Source organism: Rhodoblastus acidophilus, from assembly GCF_009720655.1.
Taxonomy (GTDB): domain Bacteria; phylum Pseudomonadota; class Alphaproteobacteria; order Rhizobiales; family Beijerinckiaceae; genus Rhodoblastus; species Rhodoblastus acidophilus_A.
Window position 1 is genome coordinate 46,118 of sequence record NZ_WNKS01000014.1, and the last position, 21,600, is coordinate 67,717.

The window sequence follows — 21,600 nt, forward strand, 5'->3', positions numbered from 1 at the left end:
GGCGCGAACCTCGCCTGGAAACGCTCTAGATCTGGAAATCGGCCTGCTTGCCGAGGTCGGGCCGGGTGCTTGGCCCAGACGCGCGGATCGCCTCGCGGATGTGGCGTGGAACCGGCGCGCCGTCGCGCAGTTCAACGTCGACCAGAGCGGCGCCGACCACTTTCGCGTGGAGAAACTCCCGCGCGGCAAAAGTTTCGAGCGCCTGGGCGGCGGCTTCGTCCAGGGCGACCTTGGCGTGGCGCGGGTCGCGGCTCCAGCCGTCCTCCGACGCGAAAACAACTTCGCCTTCGAGGAGGTCGTTGGCGACGAGAATGACAGGAAAAGGCGGACGCTTGACGGCGGCCATGGGGACCTCGCGAGTTTCTTCGCGGAAACTAGCCGCCCCGGGATCACCTTTCAATGCGATGAAACAGAATGAAATTGGCTATTTTTGCCACAATGGGAGAAGGATGGTCTCTTTGTCGATGTCATGGCTGCGTTCAGGGAGGAAAATTTACTTCCTGGTGCGCCGTACGTGGCGTCAAGGCTTTCCGCGTTGGGGTCGGGCTGCGCCTGTGCTAGGAGGACGTCCGGCATGCCGGCGCGTGTTGCGCGGAAGGATCGAAAGATGAGTTCAGGCGGCAAGGTTCTGGTGACCGGCGCGACGGGCTTTGTTGGCGCGGCGGTGGCGCGGGCGCTGATCGCGCGCGGCGAGGACGTGGTGCTGCTGGCGCGGAAAAATTCGCCGCGCGGCAATGTCGAGGGGCTCGATGCGCAAGTTGTGATCGGCGATCTGCGCGACGCCGACTCGCTCGCCCCCGCCTTCCAGGGGGTGGACCGGCTTTATCACGTCGCCGCCGATTACCGACTCTGGGCGCCTGACCCCAACGAGATCGTCGAGGCCAACCGGATCGGCGTGGCCAATATCATGAGCGCCGCCTTGCGCGCGGGCGTGTCGCGGATCGTCTACACCTCCTCGGTGGCGACGCTAAAACTCAACGACGAGAGCCGCCCCGTGGACGAGACCGCGCCCGCCACGCCCGAGCAGGCCATCGGCGCCTACAAGAAGAGCAAGACGATCGCCGAGCGTCTCGTGGAGAAGATGATCGCCGAGCAGGGCCTTCCGGCGGTGATCGTCAATCCCTCCACCCCCATCGGCCCGCGCGACATCAAGCCGACGCCCACGGGGCGGGTGATCGTCGAGGCCGCCAACGGCAAGATGCCCGGCTATGTCGACACCGGCCTGAACCTCGTCCATGTCGAGGATGTCGCGGCGGGCCATCTCGCCGCGATGGACCGGGGCCGGATCGGCGAGCGCTACATTCTCGGCGGCCAGGACGCGCCCTTTGGCAAATTCCTCACGGAAATCTGCGAAATGGCGGGCCGGCGTCCGCCCATGCTGAAAATTCCGCGCGCGCCCCTGTTCCCCTTCGCCCGCGCCGCCGAATTTTTGGCGCGCTTCACCGGAAAGGAACCCTTCGCCACGGTGGACGCGTTGCGCATGTCGAAATACCGCATGTATTTCTCGTCGGCGAAGGCGCAGGCCGAACTGGGCTATGCGGCGCGCCCCTATGCCGACGCCATCGCCGACGCGCTCGCATGGTTCCGCGAAAGGGGCATGGTCAAGTGATTGGTCTCGGCCTCCTCGTCCTGGCGATCTGGCTGGTTCTGATTTTCCTGCGCGGAAAATTCTGGGCCTGCCTGGATACGGATTTTGACAGCCCGCGCGTGCTGACGAACTGGCCCTCGGTGGTCGCGGTGGTTCCCGCCCGCGACGAGGCCGCGCTGATCGCCAAGAGTCTCGGCAGCCTGCTGACGCAGGAGTATGGCGGCGATTTCCACGTCGTGCTCGTTGACGACCAGAGCAGCGACGGCACGGCGGACATCGCCCGCGCGCTGCCGGGCGCCGAAGCGCTCACCGTGCTCGACGGCGCCGCCCCCCCGCCGGGCTGGACGGGAAAAGTCTGGGCGATGGAACAGGGTTTCAGGCACGCGCGCGAAAAATTCGCGCCACGCCTCCTGCTGTTCACCGACGCCGATATTTTGCACGCGCCGGACTCGCTGCGGATGCTAGTGGCGCGCGCGGAAGCCGACGTCATTGGCCTGACCTCGCTGATGGCGCTGCTGCGCTGCGAGAGTTTTGCCGAAAAGCTTTTGGTCCCCGCCTTCGTCTATTTCTTCCAGATGCTCTATCCGTTCCGCTGGGCGCGCGATCCGCGCAAGCGCACCGGGGCGGCGGCGGGCGGCTGCATGCTGGTGCGTCCCGACCTGCTGATGACCGCCGGCGGCCTCGAAAGCATGAAAGGCGCGCTGATCGACGATTGCGCGCTGGCGCTGCGGATGAAGACGGTGGGGCCGGTCTGGCTCGGCCTGACCAAGCGCGTGCGCAGCCTGCGCCCCTATCCCGGGATCGGCGACATCGGCCGGATGATCTCGCGGTCCGCCTATGCGCAGCTGAAATTTTCGCCCATGCGCCTTTTCGGCGCGACGCTGGGCTTGGCCCTCACCTTCCTGGCGCCGGTCTGGCTGGCGCTGACCGCGCCCGGCGCCGCCGGCTTGTTGGGCGCGCTCGCGCTGGGCTTGATGATCGCGAGCTTCATGCCGATCAACCGGTTCTACGGCCTGAGCCGGGCGTGGGCGGCGCTCTTGCCGCTGATTGCCGGGGTTTATATGGTCTATACGGTGCGCTCGGCGCTCGACTATCATCGCGGGCGCGGCGGCATGTGGAAAGGCCGGGCGCAGGCGCCGAACGGGAAAGGGGAGGCATGAACGCGCAAGCCCAAGAGAATGCGCACGCGCAGTTGACGGCGGAGAGCCTGCGGTCGGGCAAGACCGGCGCCGACGAGAATTTTCCCGTCGCGTCCCTGCTGATCGACGCGCCGTTGCGGCCCATCGTCCTCGCCTTCTACGATTTCGCCCGCTCCGGCGACGACGTCGCCGACAGCCCAACCCTTTCGCCGACGCAAAAGCACGCGCTGCTCGACCAGATGGACGATTCGCTCATTGGCAAGAGCGACGCCGAGCCGCTCGGCGTCAAGCTGCGCGCCGCGCTCGCCGAGCGTCGCGTGACCAACCAGCACGCGCGCGACCTGCTCAACGCCTTCCGCCTCGACGTGGACAAGAACCGTTACGCCAGCTGGGACGAGCTGATCGACTATTGCCGGCTCTCGGCCATGCCGGTCGGGCGCTTCATGCTCGACGTCCACGGCGAGAGCGAAAGCCTTTGGCAGGCCAACGACGACATTTGCGCCGCCCTGCAAATCAACAACCATCTCCAGGATTGCGTGAAAGACTACAAAGCTCTGGACCGCGTCTACATTCCGCAAGACGCCCTCGCGGCGGCCGGCGCGCGCACGGAAGAGCTGGACGGCCCCAAAAGTTCGCCGGCGCTGCTGTCCTGCCTGCAAAATCTCGCGCGGAAGAACCGCGAGCTGCTCGAACGCGGCGCCGGGCTTGGCGGCGCGGTCAAGAATTTCCGTCTCGGCCTGGAGATCGCCGTGACCGTCGCCCATGCCCGCAAAATCGCGGATTTGCTGATCGCCAACGATCCCCTGTGCGAAAAGGTGCGGCTGAGCAAGAGCGAGATGATCGGCGGCGCGCTGGCCGCCGCCGGCCTCGCGGCCGTGTCGCGCTGGACCGGGAGGGCGGCATGAGCATCATCACCCACGACGAAGCGCGCAACACCGCGCGGAACAGCTCGTTTTATCGGGCGATGGCGATCCTGCCGCGCGCGCAGCGCGACGCCATGTTCGAAATCTATTCCTTCTGCCGCGCGGTGGACGACATCGCCGACGGCGAGGGGACGAGAGAGGAAAAGACCGCCGCCCTCGACCATTGGCGCCGCGACATTCGCGCGCTCTACGAGGGCGACCATGCCGGGCTGGCCGAGGGCCTGATCAACGCGCTGCGCGACTTCAGCTTCGAGCAGGACGATTTTCTGGCTGTCATCGACGGCATGCAGATGGATGTCGACGAGCACATTGTCGCGCCGGACGCGCAAAAGCTCGATCTCTATTGCGACCGCGTCGCCAGCGCGGTGGGGCGGCTGTCGGTGCGCGTGTTCGGCCTGCCGGAGCAGGACGGCATCGACCTCGCCTATCACCTGGGCCGGGCGCTGCAGCTCACCAACATTCTGCGCGACGTCGACGAGGATGCGGGGCTCGGCCGGGTCTATCTCCCGCGCGAGCTGCTGTCGAACGTCGCCATCGCCAACCCGACGCCAGAGACCGTCGCAGCCTGCGAAAACCTCGATCCGGTGTGCCGCCCGCTGCTGACGCAAGCCGAAACCCATTTCGACAAAGCCGCCGCGATCATGGCCGCGCGCCCCCATGCGGAAATCCGCGCGCCCATGATCATGTATCTTGCCTATCGCGCGATCTGGCGGCGCCTGGACTCCCGCGGCTTTAGCGCGCCGCGCCAAAGAATCGCGACGCCGAAACTGGCCGTGCTCGGCGCCTTCCTGCGCTACGGACTCTTTTGATGACCCGTGTTCATGTGATCGGCGCCGGCCTCGCCGGCCTCCAGGCGGCCGTGGAGCTATGCGAGCGGTTTGACGTCACGCTCTACGAGGCGGCCCCGCAGGCGGGCGGCCGCTGCCGCTCCTATTTCGACGCCACGCTCGGCATGACCATCGACAACGGCAACCATTTGCTGCTGTCGGGCAACAGCGCCGCGCTGGATTACGCGAAAAAAACCGGCGGTTTCGAAAAACTCTCCATCGCCGCGGAAGCCGAATTCGATTTTTGCGACCTGGAGACCAAGGCGCGCTGGCGGCTGCGGCCCAACGCCGGGAAAATCCCATGGTGGATTCTCGCCCCGGACCGGCGGCTGCCCGACACCGCCGGGCTGGACTATCTCGCTCTGGCCAAACTGCTGTTCGCCAAGCCGGGCCAGACCCTGCGGCCATTCCTGGGCAACGGCGACATGGCGCGGCGGCTGTGGGACCCGATTTTCGTCTCGGCGCTGAACACGGCGCCCGAAGAGGCGTTCGCGGCGCTGGCCGCGGCCATCGTGCGCGAGACTTTTGCCAAGGGTGGCGAGGCCTGCCGTCCCGTGGTGGCGGTGGACGGGCTGTCCGCCGCCTTCGTCGATCCCGCGCTGTCTTATCTGCAGGGCAGGGGCGCGCGCGTCGCGTTCGGGGCCAAATTGCGCGGCCTCGCCTTCGAGGGCGACCGCGTCGCGAGCCTCGAATTTGGCGAGACCGTCGCGCTCGCGCCGGACGACAAGGTTGTGCTGGCGGTCACCGCGCCGGTGGCGCAGGAGCTGTTGCCCGGCCTGTCCGCCCCCACCGAATTCCGCTCCATCGTCAACGCGCATTTCGCCCTGCCGGCGCCCAAAAACATGCCGCTGCTCACCGGCGTGGTCGGCGGCTGGAGCGAATGGGTGTTTGCCTTCCCGGACCGCTTCTCCGTCACCATCAGCGCCGCCGACCGGTTCATGTCGACCGCGCGCGAGGAGCTGGCGGCGCATATTTGGGATGAGGTGCAGGCGGTCGCGGGGATTTCGGCGCCTTTGCCGTTCTGGCAGATCATCAAGGAGAAGCGCGCCACTTTCGCCGCGACGCCGGCGCAGGACGCGCTGCGGCCGGGCGCCGAAACGCAATGGCGCAATCTTGTCCTGGCCGGCGACTGGACGCAAACCGGCCTTCCCTCGACCATAGAGGGCGCGATCCGCTCCGGCCTCGCCGCCGCCCGGCTTGTAAATCAGTAACCCTCACGGACGGGCGAGGGCGCGATCCGCTCTGGTCCGTCGGCTGAGCAGTTTTTCAATCAGTAGCCCTCACCCTGAGGAGCCGCCGAAGGCGGCGTCTCGAAGGGCGCGGGCGGTCCACGGGTTTGTCGGCGCGCCGCGCCCAAAAGTCTTTTCCTTTTGGGGATCATGCTCTAAGACCCCGCCATGTCGATCAGCATCACGCAGGCCTTCACCTTCGAGGCCGCCCATCATCTGCCCCATGTGCCTGAAACCCATCGCTGCCGCCGGCTGCATGGGCATTCCTATCGCGTCGAACTCACCCTGGCCGGCGAGGTCGACCCGCACACCGGATTTGTCGTCGATTTCTTCGACGTCGAGGCGGTGTTCGCGCCGGTGCTGGCGCAACTCGACCATTATCTGCTCAACGATATTTCAGGACTGGAAAACCCCACGGCGGAAAACATCGCCTTGTGGATTTTCCGAAAGGTCAGCCCGGACCTGCCGCAACTAACGGCCGTCAAAGTTTTTGAAACGCCGATGTGCTGGGCGGAATATCGGGCCTGATCGGCCGCCGCGCCCGTTTTTTCGAAAAGTGAAAATGGCGAAACGCGCCAAAACCATCAATATGTCGAAAACATGTTCACGTTTTGTTTTCACGTGAAACATAGGCCGAAATCATGTGTTTTCATAAGTATATGTAATGTAAGGTTTATTTTTGTTCGCCCGTTCGAGGCGAAACGTCGAACACTGTTCACCCGCAGAGGCTGCCGCCACAACCCGCAAGATGCAATCGCGAAAATCGCGTGTTTTTCATCAAAAAACGCGCGTTTTTTGCACAAATGGGCCTGTTTTGCGCGATTTTTCGCGACGAAACTTCAACCAGAACGGGAAGTTTCCGAAAAAAGCCCGTTCGCGAGCCCATGAGACGGCGCCAAAAAAAAGACCATAGCCCCGCCTCGGGCGCCTGCTTCACGAGCGGATTACGGAAGCTCGTCGATGCCCGGCAAGGTCATGAATTTCGCCAATTACAATAATCGAGGTCACGTCGGCTAGTTTTTGTTTTACCGTTTATGCTTAGCTGAGCATCGTCCATCTACGGAGGAACGGATGAGCGGGTTTACCGACGCCGAGATACAGGCAGAGCTAGAGCGTCGATCAAAGGCCAATAAGGACCGAGATGATCAGCGCGAGTCGAGTATGCGCAAGATGGGTAAGGAGGACACGACCTGCCTGCACTGCGGGAGGCCAATGTATTCATGGCAAGCCACTAGCCCAGAAAACCCGCTTTGCGATTTGTGTCTTTGATTGTGGGTTGCCAATTTGGCTCGGTGTAGAATGACCGGAACGGGTCAACACGGGACGGTCGCAGGCTTGGTCGCGATCGTCTCTTCAGACCCGCTTGCTCGCGCCACGCGTCGCCCCGCTAAACCCTGAAATCGGCGGGATCGTAAACCCGTTTGGTCCAGAAGAATTCACACGTCACGGTGATCCGGCCGTCGTGAACCACGTCGTCGCGCTCTTGCTGCGAAAAGTTGCGCAGCATCTCCTCGATTCGCGCGTCGGAGTAGCGGCAGGCCTCGCGCAGCGGGCGCGGCAAAAAAGACCAGAGCGCCCGGGCGCCCGCATCGGGAATCAGCGAGAAGCGGACGACCCCGAGCGGCGCCGCAAACGCCCGCCTCGGCGCCCCGACCAACCGCATGGACTCTCGAACGGGTGGTTTGCAGCTTCAATGACCTGATGAACGGCGCTACTCTCCCCCGAGGCCAGTGCGGATCAGATCGGGAGCATTTTTGTGAACCTGCTCAGCCTTGAGGGAAAACGCATCCTGCTGACCCAGGCCGACATGTTCATGGGTCCTGCCCTGGCCAAGATGTTTTCTGACCTCGGCGCCGATGTGATCGCCGACACGCGTGCGCTGATCGCCGCCGAGGCAGCCAAGACCCTCGTGCAATCGGCGGGACCGATCGACGCGCTGGTGGCCAATCTGGCGATCGCCGCGCCCAGCACGCCCGTCCAGGCCGCCGATGACGCAGAATGGCGAGAGGTCTTCGCACATCTTGTCGACCCTCTTCCCAGGCTGGTCCGCGCGGCGATCCCGGGAATGCGAGAGCGCGGCTCGGGGAAGATCCTGGTGATGGGCAGCGCCTCCGCCCTTCGCGGCATCAAACGCGCATCCACCTACAGCGCCGCCCGGGGCGCGCAGCTCGCCTATGTCCAGGCCGTGGGGGTCGAACTCGCGCCTCAAAATATCCAGGTCAACGCCATCGCCCAGAATTTCGTCGACAACCCCACCTATTTTCCCGCTGAGGTCCAAGCCAATCCGGCGTTTCAGGACAGGTTGAAGCGGGAGGTTCCTCTGGGAAGGCTGGTGAGCCCGCAAGAGGACGCCGCTCTGGCGGCCTATTTGTGCAGCGACGCCGCAAATTGCTTCGTCGGGCAGGTGTTCCCGATGTCCGGCGGGTGGGCGACGAAATAGCCCCTTTCGACGGCGAACCGCCGCTTCGGCTCAACTGGAGGCCGTCGTTGGCGCGTCGGGAGCGTCGGCAAAGACCCGCCCGCCCTCGACGCGTGTCGCCCCGCTAGAGCTTTTTCACGTTTCATGGAAACATGAAAAAGCTCTAGAGTCTTGTTTCGACGCATTGTCTTCACGCGAACCGGCATCCGCTTCGCTTGAAAATGCTCTAAACCCTGAAATCCCCGGGATCATAAACCCTTTTCGTCGAACAGAATTCACAGGTCACGGTGATCCGCCCGTCGTGAACCATGTCGTCGCGCTCGGCTTGCGAAAAGTTGCGCAGCATCTCCTCGATCCGCGCGTCGGAGCAGCGGCAGGCCTCGCGCAGCGGGCGCGGCGTAAAAACCTTGACCCCGCGCTCGTTGAACAGCCGCCACGCCAGATCGGCGCTGGACAGGCCGGGATCGAGCAATTCGTGATCCTCGACGGTGGCGGCGAGCAGCCGCGCCTCGGTCCAGGCGTCGTCTTCCGAAAATTCCGGAACGACATGCCCCTCCGGCGCGTCGCCGGGATGAAAATCCGCCATGCGCTGACGCTCCGGCGAATGCGGCAGGAATTGCGTCAAAATTCCGCCGGCGCGCCACTGGCTGCCCTGCGGCGTCACCACCTGCCCGACCGCGAGCCGGACGAAGGAGGGGATTTGCTCGGACTGAGTAAAATAGCTCAGCGCCGCCTGGTCCAGCGACCCCGCCTCGACCGGGGCAATGCCCTGGTAACGGGCGTTCTCGCCGCCCTGTTCGATGGTGAAGGCGAGATGGCCGCGCCCGAGCAGATGTTCGCGATCGCCCGCCGCCAGCTCCGCAAGTTTTCGCGCGTCGAACCGCGCAAACGCCCGCAGCCGGTCAGGCGCGTCAAAATCCACCACCAGCAGATCGACCACGCCGTCGGTGCGGGTCTGCAACTGGAAGCGGCCCTCGTCCTTCAGCGTGGTGCCGAGCAGCACGCACAGAGCGGCGGCCTCGCCCAAAAGCTGCGCCACGGGCGCCGGATAGGCGTGTCGCGTCAGAATCGTGTCGAGCGCCGGGCCGAGCCGGGCGATGCGCCCGCGCATGTCGAGCGCCTCCACCGCGAACGGCAGGACGGCGTCGTCTCCAGACGAAAAAACATCAGCCATCAGCCCTGGACCCCGGCGAATTCGGCCTCCAGGCACCAGGCCAACACGCCCTTTTGCGCGTGCAAACGGTTTTCCGCCTCGTCGAACACCAGGGATTGCGGTCCGTCCATCACTTCGTCCGTGACCTCCTCGCCGCGATGGGCGGGCAGGCAATGCATGAACACCGCGTCCTTGGCGGCGTGACGCATGAGATTGGCGTTGACCTGATAGGGCGCAAGCAGGGCGTGGCGCAATTTTTCATCCTTGTCGCCCATGGACACCCAGCAGTCCGTGAGCACGCAGTCCGAATCCTTCACCGCCTCATAGGGGTCGCGCATCACATTGACGATGCCGCCCTGCTTGCGCGCCCAGGCGATCAGTTCGGGACGCGGCGCCAGCTCTTCCGGCGTGGCGATGTCGAGCGTGAACCCGAATTTCGCGGAGGCATGGATCCAGCTGGTCAAGACGTTGCAGGCGTCGCCGACCCAGGCGACGCGGGCGCCGGAAATGTCGCCGCGATGCTCCTCGAACGTCATGATGTCCGCCATCACCTGACAGGGATGGGTTTTTTTCGTCAGGCCGTTGATGACGGGCACGGTGGCGTGCGTCGCGAGATCGGTCAGATGCTCGTGGCTGAGGATGCGGATCATGATGGCGTCGACGAAGCGCGACAGCACGCGCGCCGTATCCGCCATGGTCTCGCCGCGTCCGAGCTGCATTTCCGCGCCGGTGAGCATGATGGTCTCGCCGCCGAGTTCGCGCATGCCCACGTCGAAGGAGACGCGCGTGCGTGTCGAGGGCTTGTCGAAAATCATCGCCAGCGTGCGGCCTTCAAGCGGCCGGTTTTTCGCGGGCCGACCTTTCACCCGGCGGCTCTTGATGTCGCGGCCGAGATCCAGAATGGTCCGCAGTTCGGCGCGGGAAAAATCGGCGAGATCGAGAAAGCAGCGGCGGGTGCGAGGATGTTTCGACATGTTCATGCTTCTTCCGGCTCCTTGGCCGTCTTCATCGCCGCGCAGGCTTCCGCCAGCCTGCCGACGCCGGTCCTGATCTCCTCGTCGCTGACGATCAGCGGCGGCAGGATGCGGACGACAGTGTCGCCCGCCGGTATGACAATCAGTTTTTTCTCGCGCGCGGCCGCGGCGAAATCGGCGGGCGGCACGGTGAGTTTCAGGCCCTGCATCAGCCCTTCGCCGCGAATTTCCGCGACGATTTCGGGACAGGCGGCGGCGAGCCCCGCGAGCTGCTGGCGCAACAACAAACCCTTTCGCGCGACATCCGCCAAAAAGCCGTCCGACAGCAGCACGTCGAGCACGGCGTTGCCGCAGGCCATGGCGAGCGGATTGCCGCCATAGGTCGTGCCATGGGCGCCGACGGTCATGCCCTTGCCGGCCTCCTCCGTCGCCAGCACAGCGCCGAGCGGAAAACCGCCGCCGATGCCTTTCGCCGACGCCATGATATCAGGCGCAACGTCATAAAGCTCATAGGCGAACAGTTTGCCGGTGCGGCCCATGCCCGACTGCACCTCGTCGAAGCACAGCAGCAGGCCGTGTTCGTCGCACAAAGCGCGCAAGCCCCGAATGAAATCCCGGGAGCCCACGCGAATGCCGCCTTCGCCCTGGATCGGCTCGACCAGAATGGCGCCGGTCTGCGGCCCGATGGCCTTTTCCACCGCGTCAAGATCGCCGAACGCAACCTGATCGAAGCCGGGCGTCTTTTCGCCAAAACCGTCGAGATATTTGGGATTGCCGCCGGCGGCGATGGTGGCGAGCGTGCGGCCGTGGAACGCGCCTTCAAAGGTGATCATGTGGAAGCGCTCGGGATGTCCGTTCGCCGCATTCCACTTGCGCGCCATTTTGATGGTCAGCTCCAGCGCCTCGGCGCCGGAATTGGTGAAGAACACGCGATCCGCGAACGTCACGTCGCACAACCGCCGCGCCAGCCGCTCGCCTTCGGGCATCTGGAACAGGTTGGAAGTGTGCCAGAGTTTTTTCGCCTGCTCGGTGAGGGCCGCGACCAGATGCGGATGGTTGTAGCCCAGGCTCGCCACGGCGATGCCGCCGCCGAAATCAAGATAGTTTTCGCCGGTCGTCGAAACCAGCCATGCGCCCTCGCCGCGCTCGAACGCCAGCGGATAGCGTGCGTAAGTCGGCAGTAGAGCAGAGGTCATGTCGAACTCCCAACTGGTCCTGGCGAAGGCGTGCGCGCGAAGACTCTTGCGCAAACATGCCGTGTGCGGCCCAGAAAATGAAAGAGCCGTCCCCCCGGGGACGGCATCGGCTCATGATCTTAGGGAATCCTCGCGCCCCGGTCAATTGTCGGGCGCCGCGCGACAGTCCGGAGCGTCCGCAATGGGCTGGGGAAAACCTTTTTGCGGCGTTAACGACTCTTGCGCCCGATTCCGCGCTCGTTGTAGATTCTCATCTGTCGGCTACGACATTTTGTTGTGCGGCGCGCGTGTATCGGCGTCGTCCTCGTCAGTCCCGTTGCTAGATTTTTCGCTCGCGGCGCGCTCGTCGCGCCGGCGAAGGTTGAGTCCTGCGCGTCATGACGCACGAAGAATAAACTGGAGATCGCGGTATGTCCTGGACCGATGAACGTGTCGAGCAATTGAAGAAAATGTGGCTCGACGGGTTGAGCGCGAGCCAGATCGCCAATGAACTGGGGAATGGCGTCAGCCGCAATGCCGTGATCGGCAAGGTGCATCGTCTCGGCCTGTCGGGCCGCGCCAAGTCGCCGGCGCCTGCTGCTGCTGCGGCGGCGGCCGTCCGGCCACGCAAGGATGAGCCGGCGCGTCCAGCCCCCGCTCCGATGACCCATGGCGCGCTGGCGCTGGCGATGGACGCGCGTCCGGCCCCCGCGCCGGCGCCGCGCGTCGCCTTCGATGACGTGGTCATCCCCATTTCCGAGCGCGTGACCATCATGGACCTGCGGGAATCCATGTGCCGCTGGCCGCTCGGCGATCCCACCAACACCGACTTCCGCTATTGCGGCGCCAAGATGCAGATCGGCGCCGGGCCCTATTGCCTGGCGCACGCCCGCATCGCTTACCAGCCGGTGCAGGACCGCCGCCGCGAGCGCGAAAAGCGCGCGGCGCGCGGCTGAATTCCATTCAGTAGCCCTCACCCTGCGGAGCAGGCGTCTCGAAGGGCGAGGGCGGTTCACGGCTGAGGGGCGCTACGGCGCCCCTTTTGTTTTGTCCACGGCGCTCGCTTCCTTTTCGGGACGGGCGTGCTCGGCAGGACATAGCAGGCTCCACAGGGCCGCGCGCATCCCGTAATCCGCGCGGCTCGGCGTGGACGCCCCTGGACAAGCCCGGCCATGACGGACGGACAGGCGCGCAAATTGCGGCTGTCGTCGACAGAGACCCCGCAAAAAACAAAACGCCCCCGTCTCCGGGGGCGTCAAACGTTCCGCGCTGTCGCAAATCTCAGAGCACGTTGACTCTGGTTCCGATTTTCACGCGGTTGTAGAGGTCGATGGCGTCGACATTGCGCATGCGGATGCAGCCCGACGACACGTGCTGGCCGATCTTGTCCGGCTCGTTGGTGCCGTGGATGCGGTACAGGGTGTCCTTGCTGCCCTGGTACAGGTACATGGCGCGCGCGCCGAGCGGATTGTCCGGACCGCCCGGCAGACCGCCGGCTTCGGCGGTGGGACGCAGGTGCGGCCAGCGCTCCAGCATGTCGGCCGGCGGCATCCAGCCCGGCCATTCCGCGAGCTTGCCGATGGTCGCCGTGCCCTTCCAGCCGGCCGCCTCGCTGCCGGTGGCGACGCCGTAGCGGATCGCCTTCTTGTTCGGCATGGAGAAATAAAGCAGGTTCTTGCCGGAATCGATGGTGATCGTGCCCGGCGCGGCGCCGGTCGGGTCATCGACGACATAGCGCTCGAACTCGCCGCCGACATTGGCGCTGGGCGCGAGCGAGAGAAATTCCTTGTCCCTGGCGTTGAGCGCCGGGTCCGGAGAGCGGACGCCGCCCACGCCATTGCAGCCGGCCAAGGCCGCTCCTATCAAGCCTATCGTTGCAAAGGTTCGAAACTTCATCGCCCGCCCCAAAAAGATCACGCCCAAGCTGACCGCCCGTTAACGACCATATGAAGCGGCAACTTGCCCCGTTGCAACCGTGAAGGCGGCCGTCCGCCTGCGAAACCGGGGCGATGTGACACATGCGCCACACAGTTGCCCACCCGCGACACAGTGCGGGATTGGCGCGCCATGTCCGAGCGTCATCTGCGAACATGGTGAATTTGTTGGCCTAAGGGCACGACTTTCGACGAAAGCCATAAACAACGTTGGACAGATGCGGCAAATAGCGCGATGTTGGTTTTCAGAGTGGGAAAGCATGGCTTTGCCGCCAACAAGCGGGGCGCGCGCCGTCAGGCGAAGCGTCGCGCCAAATCAATAACGGTGAGGCGAGGCGAAGCGCTGAGTCGAACCAAAGGGAAGGAAGACGCCGAGGTTTTTCCCGCGCGGAATGCATGGCCGGCGACCCTGCGGATCATTTTCGTCCGCCAAAGGAGCGCTCGACATCCAGACAGGGGGAAATGCCCGGAGTTCGCCGCCCGCCGGCCGGCGGAGGCGGACCTGTCGAGGACATTGGCGAGTAGAACTTGAACACGTTGCTGATTACGCATCCCAGCGGGCTCGATCACGACAACGGGCCCGGGCACCCCGAGCGCCCCGATCGCGTCCGCGTCGTCGAGCGCATCCTTGAACACGAGCGTTTCATGACGCTCATCCGCGACCAGGCGGTCGAAGGCTCGCGCGAACAGGCCTTGCGCGTCCATCCCGAATCCTACCTCGCCGCGCTGGAGCAGACCTCGCCGCGCGACGGTTTTGCGCGGCTCGACAGCGACACGACCATGAGTCCGGGGACGCTGGCGGCGGCCTATCGCGCCATCGGCGGCTGCTGCCAGGCCATCGACGAGGTGATGACCCACAAGGTCAACAACGCCTTCGTCGCCATGCGCCCGCCGGGGCATCACGCCGAGCGCGCCACGCCCATGGGCTTCTGCTTCTTCAACAATGCGGCGGTCGCCGCCCGCCATGCGCTGGCCATTCATGCGGCCGAGCGCGTGGCGATCATGGATTTCGACGCCCACCACGGCAACGGCACCCAGGACATTTTCTGGTCGGATGCGCGGGTGATGTACGCCTCGACCCACGAAATGCCGCTCTATCCCGGCACCGGCGCGACCGGCGAGCGCGGCGAATACAACAACATGGTCAACGCGCCGCTCGCCGCCGGCGACGGCAGCATGAACTTTCGCGAGGCCATGGAAGTGGCGGTCCTGCCGCGCCTGGAGGCGTTCAGCCCCGACCTGCTGATCATTTCGGCCGGCTTCGACGCCCACCGCCGCGATCCGCTCGCCAACCTGAATCTGGTCGAGCAGGATTTCGCCTGGGCCACGGGCAAGCTGATGGAGGTCGCCGACCGCAAGTGCAAGGGCCGCGTGGTGTCGCTGCTTGAAGGCGGCTACGACCTCGACGGCCTCGCCCGCTCGGTCGCCGCCCATGTGCTGACGCTGATGGGGATGTGACGGGAGTGTTCCCTCGCCCCGCGAGCGGGGAGAGGGTTAGGGTGAGGGGGACTCCGGCGGCTGTCCTCGACGGCCGACCCGCCTCCTAGAGGCTTTTTCACGTTTCATGAAAACATGAAAAAGCTCTAGATTTTTGTTTTGACGCATTTTCTTCACGCGAACCGGCATCCACTTCGCTTGAAAATGCTCTAGAACATTCAGTATCCCTCACCCTGAGGAGCCCGCCTTGGCGGGCGTCTCGAAGGGCGGGGGCGGTCCACGGATTTTTCATAAGCCGACTAAACCGGAAATCCCCCCAGCTTTTTCGTCAGCGACAGCAGCAGGCTGGACGCGGATTTGCGCCAGCGGGGCAGGCGCTGCGCTTTTATGCGCTCGCGCAGGTCGCGCACGGTGGCCTCGCGGGTGACATGCACCTCGACCACTTGCTTCAGCGCCTCCGGGTCCTGCAGCGCGGCGCGTGAAATCAGGCCGTGCTTGACCAGGGCCGAGGCCTGGCAGGCGATCGCCATGACCAGCCGGTCAGCCACAGGGTCGCCCGAAAGCTTTTCGCAGCGGGCGAGGTTGGCGAGCAGGTCCTGTCGCGCGTGAAAAAGCGCTTCGGCGTTGTCGGTCGAGCGCGAGGCGGGACGGACGCGATAGATCTGGGTGGGCGCCATCACCGCCTCGCCCTTGAACCCGGCGAGGCAAAAGCGTGCGTAAAACTCCCAGTCCTCGAACAGGGCGCGCATCGCCGGGGCATAGCCGCCCAGCGCGTCGAAGGCGGCTTTGCGCACGAGAACGGCGCTGTGCGCAAAATTCTCGTCGAGCACGGTCATGGGATTGGCGTCGGTGGTGAACCAGAAATGGTTGCGTTCGCCATGGGAGCGCTGGACGCCATAGGCCATGTCGATGTCGGGGTTGCGGCGCAGGGCCGTCCGCGTGGCGCGGAATCCGTCGGCGTCGAGCATGTCGTCGGCGTCGAGGAATTGCAGCGCGTGGATGTCGCCCACGGCGGTCGCGCCGGCGTTGCGGGCCGCCGAGGGACCGCCGTTGCGCGCGAGCAGGATCAGCCGCGCCTCCGGCGTCCCCGCCGCATTGGCCGCCGCCACAATCGTTTTCGCGCGCGCGACTTCCTCCGGCGAAGAGCAGTCGTCCACCACGACGATGGCGTCGCCCTCGTTGGCGCAGGCCCGGATGGAGGCGAGGCAATCGGCGAGATCGGCGGTGGAATTGTAATGCGGCACGACGAAGCCGACGGAAAAATCCGCGCCCTCGGCGGGCGGGGGCGCGACCGGCGCCTCGACCAATGCAAAATAGTCGCGGATCATCTTGGCGTTGGACTGACGCGCCACGTCGTCGAATTTTTCCCGCGCGCAAGAGTCGGGTTGGGTGGGGCGAAGGGCGGCGAGGAATGCAAGAATCGCGTCGGGCGCGTCGGGCGCCAGCGGATCGTAGCGCGTGATTTTTGGGAAGGGGGCGGCGATCTCCGGCATGCCGCCGCGCGCGCTCACCAGCGTCGGGCAGCCATAGGGCAGGGTTTCGAGCAGGGCGTTGGGATAATTTTCGAAAATGGAGGGAAAGACGAAGGCGTCGACGTGGCCGAAAAATTCGGTCGGCAGCGCCTGCTGGTCGACATAGCCGAAAATCGCGACATGGGCTTCGAGTCCGGCGGCGGCCACGGCGGCGCGGATAAGCTCGCCATTGCTGCGCTTTTCGTCATGGGGCAGGTCGAGCCCGACCAGATGGAATTGCAGGTTGCGGTCCTTGATCAGCCGGACGATCTCGGGCGAGGCCGCGATGGTGTCGAAGAAGGTCGCGATTCCCTTGCGGTTTTCCAGCCGCCCGACATAGCAGAGGGTGAGCGGGCGATCCTCGGGGCGCAGCGCCAGCGGCGGCGGCGGCGCCTCGGTGAGGCCGAACAGGCCCGGCTCCGCCTTGGGATGCGGGATTTTTTTCGTGCGCGCCGAAATGTCGACGCCGTAACGCCCGCAGATGTTTTCGATGCGGTCGCGCATCGCCTCGGCGCCGTAGAGCAGGACGTCGGCGTGGCGATAGCAGAACAGCTCATAGACCAGCGACTTGCGTCGAATCACGGAATCGATGTGGAGGGGATCGCCATTGTCCTCGAACAGCATGAGCAGCGGCGAATGCAGCCGCACCGCCATCCTGTCGGCGCGCAACTGCCCGTGCCGGCGCATTTTCAGGCTGAAATAGCCCTCCATGCCGTAGTCGGGGAATTCGATGAAGCGAAACGCGTGCCCGTGCTGTTGCAGCGCCTGGAGCGTCTCGGCCACGGCGAGCGAAAAGCGCATGTGGTCGTCGCCGACATCCTCGACATGGAGGCCGCGCCGGTGGTGGATCGGCGGCGCGACAATGACGCAAACCTCCGGCAGCAGTTTGCGCAGGCGCGGATCGGGTTCGACGGCGCAGATCAGCAGGATCGATGTGTGCCCGGCGTCGCGCGACAGCAGGCGCAGCAACAGGCGCGAATAGGTGCCGATGCCGCCGGTGACCATGCTCAGCGGCTCGTAGCAGGTCAGGACGAAATCCCATGCGCGGGGCGAAAGTCCAAATTGGGCATGGCGATCTTCGAAAAAGGCGCCGAACGGGGTCGGCGCGTCTTCGGCGACGAGAGGCATGTAAAAATCCGAAAAAGGTTGTTTCCCTCTCTAGCAGGCCGGGCCCTGGAAATCGAGCGTCGCGGCCGGCTGGCCCATCCTTGAACGCGCGCGACATTTTTATTAAGAGGAGCAGAATCGCGCCGGCGGATTGAAGACGCGCGTCATTTCGCGCAATGCGCGAATCGAGACAGGCTTTGCCCGGCATGAAACGCAGATTTGCCTTCCTCGTTTGCCAAAATCGTCCTGGCCTCGTTCAGGACGACGAGATCTTCACTTCAATCACGCTCGACGCGGGGAAGGCGGACGCGCCGACGACGCCGTTGCGCGACGATTCCGGGGACTCGATTTCGACAAAATCCTCCGCCTTCGCCGAGCTCACCGCGCTCTACTGGATGTGGAAGAACCTGGACGCGGACCATTACGGCTTCTTCCACCACCGGATCTGGCCGAATTTTGCCGAGGCAAGGCCTGAGTTCACCGCCTTCCAGGACTTCAGCCCCGAGCGCCAGGACGCTTTCGGCTGGTCGCAGGAGCGAATCGCGCGCGTGTGCCAGGACCACGACATCGTCGCGCCCCCGTGGATGGATACGACCGTACACGGCCTGTCCCAAAGGGTGATGACGAATTACGAGCTCTATCGCCGCGACCACGTCATCGACGACCTCGACCTGGCGCTGCGGCTGATCCGGGAACGGACGCCGGCCGTCTATCCCTTCGTGGTGCGGCGGCTGCATTGGCGCCGCCAGCGGGCGGGCCATGTCTTCGTGATGCGGGCGGACCGTTTTCGCGCCTATGCGCAATGGCTGTTCGACATCCTGTTCGCCTGCGAGGCGCAGATCGACCTCGCCGCGCGCCGGCGCGAACCCGTGCTCGCCTGTCTCGCCGAGCAACTGTTTCCCGGCTACCTCGATTATGTCGCGACGACCCATGGCGCGTGGATCGCGGGTTTTGGCGTCGCCTACGGCCAGTTGGACCGGCCGGTGCTCGACGGGGCGCCGATCCTTGACACGGTCGCGGCGCAACAAACCGAGGCGCCAAGAACGCGGGTCGCCGAGCGCATTCACGTCACCTTTGCGATTGACGACAATTACACGCCGCATTGCGCGGCGGCGCTGGCGTCGCTGTTCGCCCACCTCCACCCGCAGCAGCGGTTGACGGCGCACATTCTGCACGACGACAGCCTGTCCAGGGACAGCCAGGCGCTGCTCGCGGCGCTGCCGCCGAATCCGCACGTCGAATTGGATTTCGTCCCGGTCGCGGCCGAGGAATTCGAGCGCTATCCCCACAACCGCCCACACATTTCGCGCGCCACCTATTACCGCCTCGCCTTGCACCGACTGCTGCCGGACAGCGTGGACAAGACCATCTATCTCGACGCCGACATCATCCTCGCCGACAACATCGCCAAAATCTGGCTCGATCTCGGCGACCATCTCGCGGCGGCGGTCGCGGACGAGGGCGGGGTGTCGCAATCGCGCCGGCTGGCCTTGCCGCTGTCGCACGCCTATTTCAACGCTGGCGTCTGCCTGTTCAATCTCAAGGCGCTGCGCGCCATGGACGCCGACGCGCTGTACTGGCGCAGTTTCGACAGCCGGCGCGAGGACATCAACCTGCAGGATCAGGACATTCTCAACATCGCCTTCTGCGGCCGCACCCTGCGGCTGCCGTTGCGCTGGAACGCCAACGGCCGGCTGTTCCGCACCAACGAGCTCGATTACGATTACACCGAGGCCGAAGCGCACGAGGCGGCGCTTCGCCCGGCGCTGATTCATTACACGGACGTCCACAAACCCTGGCTGCCCGACTGCCCCCATCCGCTGACGCCGCTGTACTGGCGCTGGCGCGAGGCGGCCCTCGCGGCGCAGGACAAGCAGAAGGCGAAGGCTTGAAGCTTATTTCCGCCGGGCGCGGCCGAGGCGGCGCGCGACCGACAGCGCCAGCCGGGCCAGTTTTTTCCGCCACACTGGCAAGGGCTGGGTTTTTAGCTGTTCCTCGAGGTCGATCAGGTTGACGATCTCGACGGTCCGCTGCTGCACGCTCTGCGACCGGCTTTGCCCGGCGGCCGGACAGAGCAGCCCCGCATGTTCGAGTTTCGCGGCATAGACGGCCAGCGTCGCGGCGAGCCTGTCGCGGTGGGGGTGTCCTGAAAGTCTGGCGCGCGCGACATGGGCCATGAGCGCCTCGCGCGACTGGTTGGTCTTCTCGGCTTTTTCGAACGTGCGGGAGGCGTGGCCCATGCGGTATTGCTGGGTCTGCGCCACGACCATTTCGCCGGCGAACCCCGAGAGGTGCAAGCGCACATTGAACTCCCAGTCCTCGTAATGGCGGCGCAATGCGGTCGCCTGTCCCCCCAGCGCCGCAAACACGGCGCGGCGCACAAGCGGCGCGCTGTGACAAAAATTCTCGTCGAAAATCGTGAGCGGGTTGGGGTCCATGGTGACCCAATAAAATCGGTCCGCGCCGAAATTGCGCTGCATGCCATAGACCATGGCGAGGTCGGGATTGAGCAGCAGGGCGCGGCGGGTCGCCCGAAACCCTTCGGGATGGAGGGCGTCGTCGGCGTCGATGAACTGCACCAGTTCGGCGCGCCCCAGTTTTTCCACGCCGGCGTTGCGCGCCGCGGCGGGTCCGCCATTGTGCGGCAGTTCGTGCAGGACAATCTCGGGCGCGCCTTGCGCGTTCAGCCGGGCGACAAGATCGCGCAGCGCCTGCTTCTCTTGGGGGCGCGAGGCGTCGTCCACCACCAAAATTTCGTCGCCCGGTTCGGCGCAGGCGCGCACCGACGCCAGGCACCCCTCGATGAAGGCGGCATTGTTGAAATGGGGAATGACGAAACCGACGGGAAGATTTTCGGGTTCGGCCGGGAGGCGCGGAGGCGGCGGACGCAAGGCGCTCCACAGCGGCGCGGTTTCGCGCCGCGCGCGCGCCTGCGCGTCGAAGCCGAACCGCCGGCAAAGCTTTTGGACGCGCGCCCAGGTCGCGTCGTCGCGATGCACCAAAATATCGGCGCGGCGCAGGCAGGCGATTTCCTCGACCAGCAGATTGCGGGCCTCCGTACTCATGTCGTGCAGCGGCGCCGCGCGATCCTCGAACGCCAGCGCGGTGGGGCCATGCAGCCGCACGGCCAGGCCGTCGAGGCGCAACTGCCCGTGGCGACGCATCTTTTCGATGAAAAACCCTTCGGCGCCCCGGTCGGCGCAGCAGGCGAGGGCGAATTCATGGCCGCGCCGCTGCAGCTCCAGCAAAAGTTCGGCGGCGGCGAAGGCGAAGCGCAGGGCCGGCGCTTCGAGGAAGTGGACATAGCGTCCAAAAGCATTCTGGCGCGGCGGCGCCACCAGCACGGACGCCCCGGCCAGCGCCGGTCTGAGAGCATTTTCAAGCGAAGTGGATGCCGGTTCGCGTAAAGAAAATGCGTCAAAACAAGAATCTAGAGCTTTTTCATGTTTCGATGGAACGTGAAAAAGCTCTAGCGCGGGATCGAGGGGTTCGGCGCAGATCAGCAGAATGGCGCGGTCGGGCGCTTCCGCCGCCAGCGCGCCCAGCAGGCGCAGGGTCTCGCCAGCCAGCCCCTGGTCCCCGGGGGCGAAGGGTTCGCCGCAGGTGAGCACGATGTCCCAGCGTCGCGGCGCCGGGAATGAGTCTGCCGGACAATTGGCCTCGTTGGCCCAATCCTGGTCGTTGAAAAAACCTGCCGCCATCTCTCAAAACCCGCATGCGCCGTTTGGCCCCTGTTCGGATCGAATCCGCGCTGGAAGACCAATCAGGCCAAGCCGAAGCCATAATTCCTTTTTGCCCGCGCGCCAAATCCGCGGCGAGACACAAATAGCCGACCACCCCAGCGGTTGTTAAGAGAAAAGCAACCTGGGGTGAACATGGTGCTGATCGTGCAACTTTAAATTGAATTTGCTGGTGTTTTGCCACCGGCGAATTCCCGCGAGGACGCCATGGGCCGTTTGGTTTACCGTTTCGAGGATCAGAGCCGGCCGCTGGGAAAATTCGACGGCGCCGCGCAGACCGTCCAATTCCTTGGCCGATTGGTGTTGGCGACGCTGCTGGTCGGCTTCCTCGCCGGTCTCTCGTGGATGATGGCCAGCGGCGACACCCGCTTCTTGATGCGGGTTCTGCATCAATTCTTGTAATCGGACGCCCGCGCCTGGTCGCGCGGGCGCCTGAAGGCCGCG

The 21,600-nt window shown here is 65.0% G+C and carries 19 protein-coding genes; 11 read left to right on the forward strand and 8 right to left on the reverse strand.

Annotated features, from left to right (window positions below):
* Window positions 1–25: 25 nt before the first annotated feature.
* Window positions 26–346, reverse strand: coding sequence for a DUF2849 domain-containing protein (locus tag GJ654_RS14445; RefSeq protein WP_155446877.1), 321 nt, complete (start codon window positions 344–346; stop codon window positions 26–28).
* Window positions 347–574: 228 nt separating this feature from the next.
* On the opposite strand from GJ654_RS14445, the gene hpnA reads away from it, so the two are divergent.
* The 6 genes from hpnA to queD all read left to right on the forward strand — a co-directional run bounded on the left by hpnA (window position 575) and on the right by queD (window position 6,234).
* The gene (gene hpnA / locus GJ654_RS14450) at window positions 575–1,609 is read left to right on the forward strand and encodes a hopanoid-associated sugar epimerase (protein ID WP_246664760.1); all 1,035 of its coding nucleotides are present in this window, start codon (window positions 575–577) and stop codon (window positions 1,607–1,609) included.
* Entirely contained in the window at window positions 1,606–2,748 is a 1,143-nt protein-coding gene (locus GJ654_RS14455) for a glycosyltransferase (protein ID WP_319802129.1), read from the forward strand. Before hpnA ends, GJ654_RS14455 begins: the two co-directional genes overlap by 4 nt.
* A complete protein-coding gene (gene hpnC, locus GJ654_RS14460) occupies window positions 2,745–3,632 on the forward strand; it encodes a squalene synthase HpnC (RefSeq protein ID WP_155446879.1) in 888 nt (295 codons plus the stop codon). The genes GJ654_RS14455 and hpnC overlap by 4 nt, the downstream gene beginning before the upstream one ends.
* Window positions 3,629–4,459: a presqualene diphosphate synthase HpnD gene (gene hpnD / locus GJ654_RS14465; RefSeq protein ID WP_155446880.1), complete on the forward strand. Its 831-nt coding sequence runs from the start codon at window positions 3,629–3,631 to the stop codon at window positions 4,457–4,459. The genes hpnC and hpnD overlap by 4 nt, the downstream gene beginning before the upstream one ends.
* The gene (gene hpnE / locus GJ654_RS14470; protein WP_155446881.1) at window positions 4,456–5,688 is read left to right on the forward strand and encodes a hydroxysqualene dehydroxylase HpnE; all 1,233 of its coding nucleotides are present in this window, start codon (window positions 4,456–4,458) and stop codon (window positions 5,686–5,688) included. The genes hpnD and hpnE overlap by 4 nt, the downstream gene beginning before the upstream one ends.
* A 192-nt stretch (window positions 5,689–5,880) precedes the next feature.
* Window positions 5,881–6,234: a 6-carboxytetrahydropterin synthase QueD gene (gene queD / locus GJ654_RS14475; protein ID WP_264586235.1), complete on the forward strand. Its 354-nt coding sequence runs from the start codon at window positions 5,881–5,883 to the stop codon at window positions 6,232–6,234.
* 859 nt (window positions 6,235–7,093) lie between these two features.
* On the opposite strand, the gene GJ654_RS14480 is transcribed toward queD, so the two are convergent.
* Window positions 7,094–7,369, reverse strand: a complete 276-nt coding sequence (locus GJ654_RS14480; RefSeq protein WP_155446883.1) for an Hsp33 family molecular chaperone HslO — start codon at window positions 7,367–7,369, stop codon at window positions 7,094–7,096.
* A gap of 87 nt (window positions 7,370–7,456) precedes the next feature.
* On the opposite strand from GJ654_RS14480, the gene GJ654_RS14485 reads away from it, so the two are divergent.
* Window positions 7,457–8,146, forward strand: coding sequence for an SDR family oxidoreductase (locus tag GJ654_RS14485; RefSeq protein ID WP_264586236.1), 690 nt, complete (start codon window positions 7,457–7,459; stop codon window positions 8,144–8,146).
* A 205-nt stretch (window positions 8,147–8,351) separates the two neighbouring features.
* Here GJ654_RS14485 and GJ654_RS14490 read toward each other — a convergent pair whose 3' ends face one another.
* From GJ654_RS14490 to GJ654_RS14500, 3 genes are read right to left on the reverse strand one after another with little or no spacing between them, the layout of a single operon-like run.
* Complete coding sequence (locus tag GJ654_RS14490; protein ID WP_155446884.1) at window positions 8,352–9,299, reverse strand: Hsp33 family molecular chaperone; 948 nt, start codon at window positions 9,297–9,299, stop codon at window positions 8,352–8,354.
* On the reverse strand, window positions 9,299–10,252 hold the full coding sequence (gene argF, locus GJ654_RS14495) for an ornithine carbamoyltransferase (RefSeq protein ID WP_155446885.1): 954 nt from the start codon (window positions 10,250–10,252) through the stop codon (window positions 9,299–9,301). The genes GJ654_RS14490 and argF overlap by 1 nt, the downstream gene beginning before the upstream one ends.
* Before the next feature lie 2 nt (window positions 10,253–10,254).
* Window positions 10,255–11,448: an aspartate aminotransferase family protein gene (locus GJ654_RS14500; RefSeq protein ID WP_155446886.1), complete on the reverse strand. Its 1,194-nt coding sequence runs from the start codon at window positions 11,446–11,448 to the stop codon at window positions 10,255–10,257.
* A 410-nt stretch (window positions 11,449–11,858) separates the two neighbouring features.
* On the opposite strand from GJ654_RS14500, the gene GJ654_RS14505 reads away from it, so the two are divergent.
* Window positions 11,859–12,383 carry a GcrA family cell cycle regulator gene (locus GJ654_RS14505; RefSeq protein ID WP_155446887.1) on the forward strand — a complete coding sequence of 175 codons (525 nt, stop codon included), beginning with the start codon at window positions 11,859–11,861 and terminating at the stop codon, window positions 12,381–12,383.
* 325 nt (window positions 12,384–12,708) lie between these two features.
* Here the strand turns inward: GJ654_RS14505 and GJ654_RS14510 are convergent, their stop codons facing one another.
* Window positions 12,709–13,323 (reverse strand): L,D-transpeptidase, encoded by a 615-nt coding sequence (locus GJ654_RS14510; RefSeq protein WP_155446888.1) that lies wholly within the window; start codon window positions 13,321–13,323, stop codon window positions 12,709–12,711.
* Between the two features lie 566 nt (window positions 13,324–13,889).
* On the opposite strand from GJ654_RS14510, the gene GJ654_RS14515 reads away from it, so the two are divergent.
* Window positions 13,890–14,819, forward strand: coding sequence for a histone deacetylase family protein (locus GJ654_RS14515; RefSeq protein ID WP_155446889.1), 930 nt, complete (start codon window positions 13,890–13,892; stop codon window positions 14,817–14,819).
* Between the two features lie 278 nt (window positions 14,820–15,097).
* Here GJ654_RS14515 and GJ654_RS14525 read toward each other — a convergent pair whose 3' ends face one another.
* Complete coding sequence (locus GJ654_RS14525) at window positions 15,098–17,437, reverse strand: glycosyltransferase (RefSeq protein ID WP_155446891.1); 2,340 nt, start codon at window positions 17,435–17,437, stop codon at window positions 15,098–15,100.
* 185 nt (window positions 17,438–17,622) lie between these two features.
* Here GJ654_RS14525 and GJ654_RS14530 point away from each other — a divergent pair, with 185 nt between their 5' ends.
* Window positions 17,623–19,308, forward strand: coding sequence for a glycosyltransferase (locus GJ654_RS14530; protein ID WP_196305570.1), 1,686 nt, complete (start codon window positions 17,623–17,625; stop codon window positions 19,306–19,308).
* 3 nt (window positions 19,309–19,311) lie between these two features.
* Here GJ654_RS14530 and GJ654_RS14535 read toward each other — a convergent pair whose 3' ends face one another.
* The gene (locus GJ654_RS14535; protein WP_155446893.1) at window positions 19,312–21,117 is read right to left on the reverse strand and encodes a glycosyltransferase family 2 protein; all 1,806 of its coding nucleotides are present in this window, start codon (window positions 21,115–21,117) and stop codon (window positions 19,312–19,314) included.
* Window positions 21,118–21,363: 246 nt separating this feature from the next.
* Between GJ654_RS14535 and GJ654_RS14540 the strand changes: the two genes are divergently transcribed.
* Window positions 21,364–21,558 carry a hypothetical protein gene (locus GJ654_RS14540; RefSeq protein WP_155446894.1) on the forward strand — a complete coding sequence of 65 codons (195 nt, stop codon included), beginning with the start codon at window positions 21,364–21,366 and terminating at the stop codon, window positions 21,556–21,558.
* Window positions 21,559–21,600 lie beyond the last annotated feature (42 nt).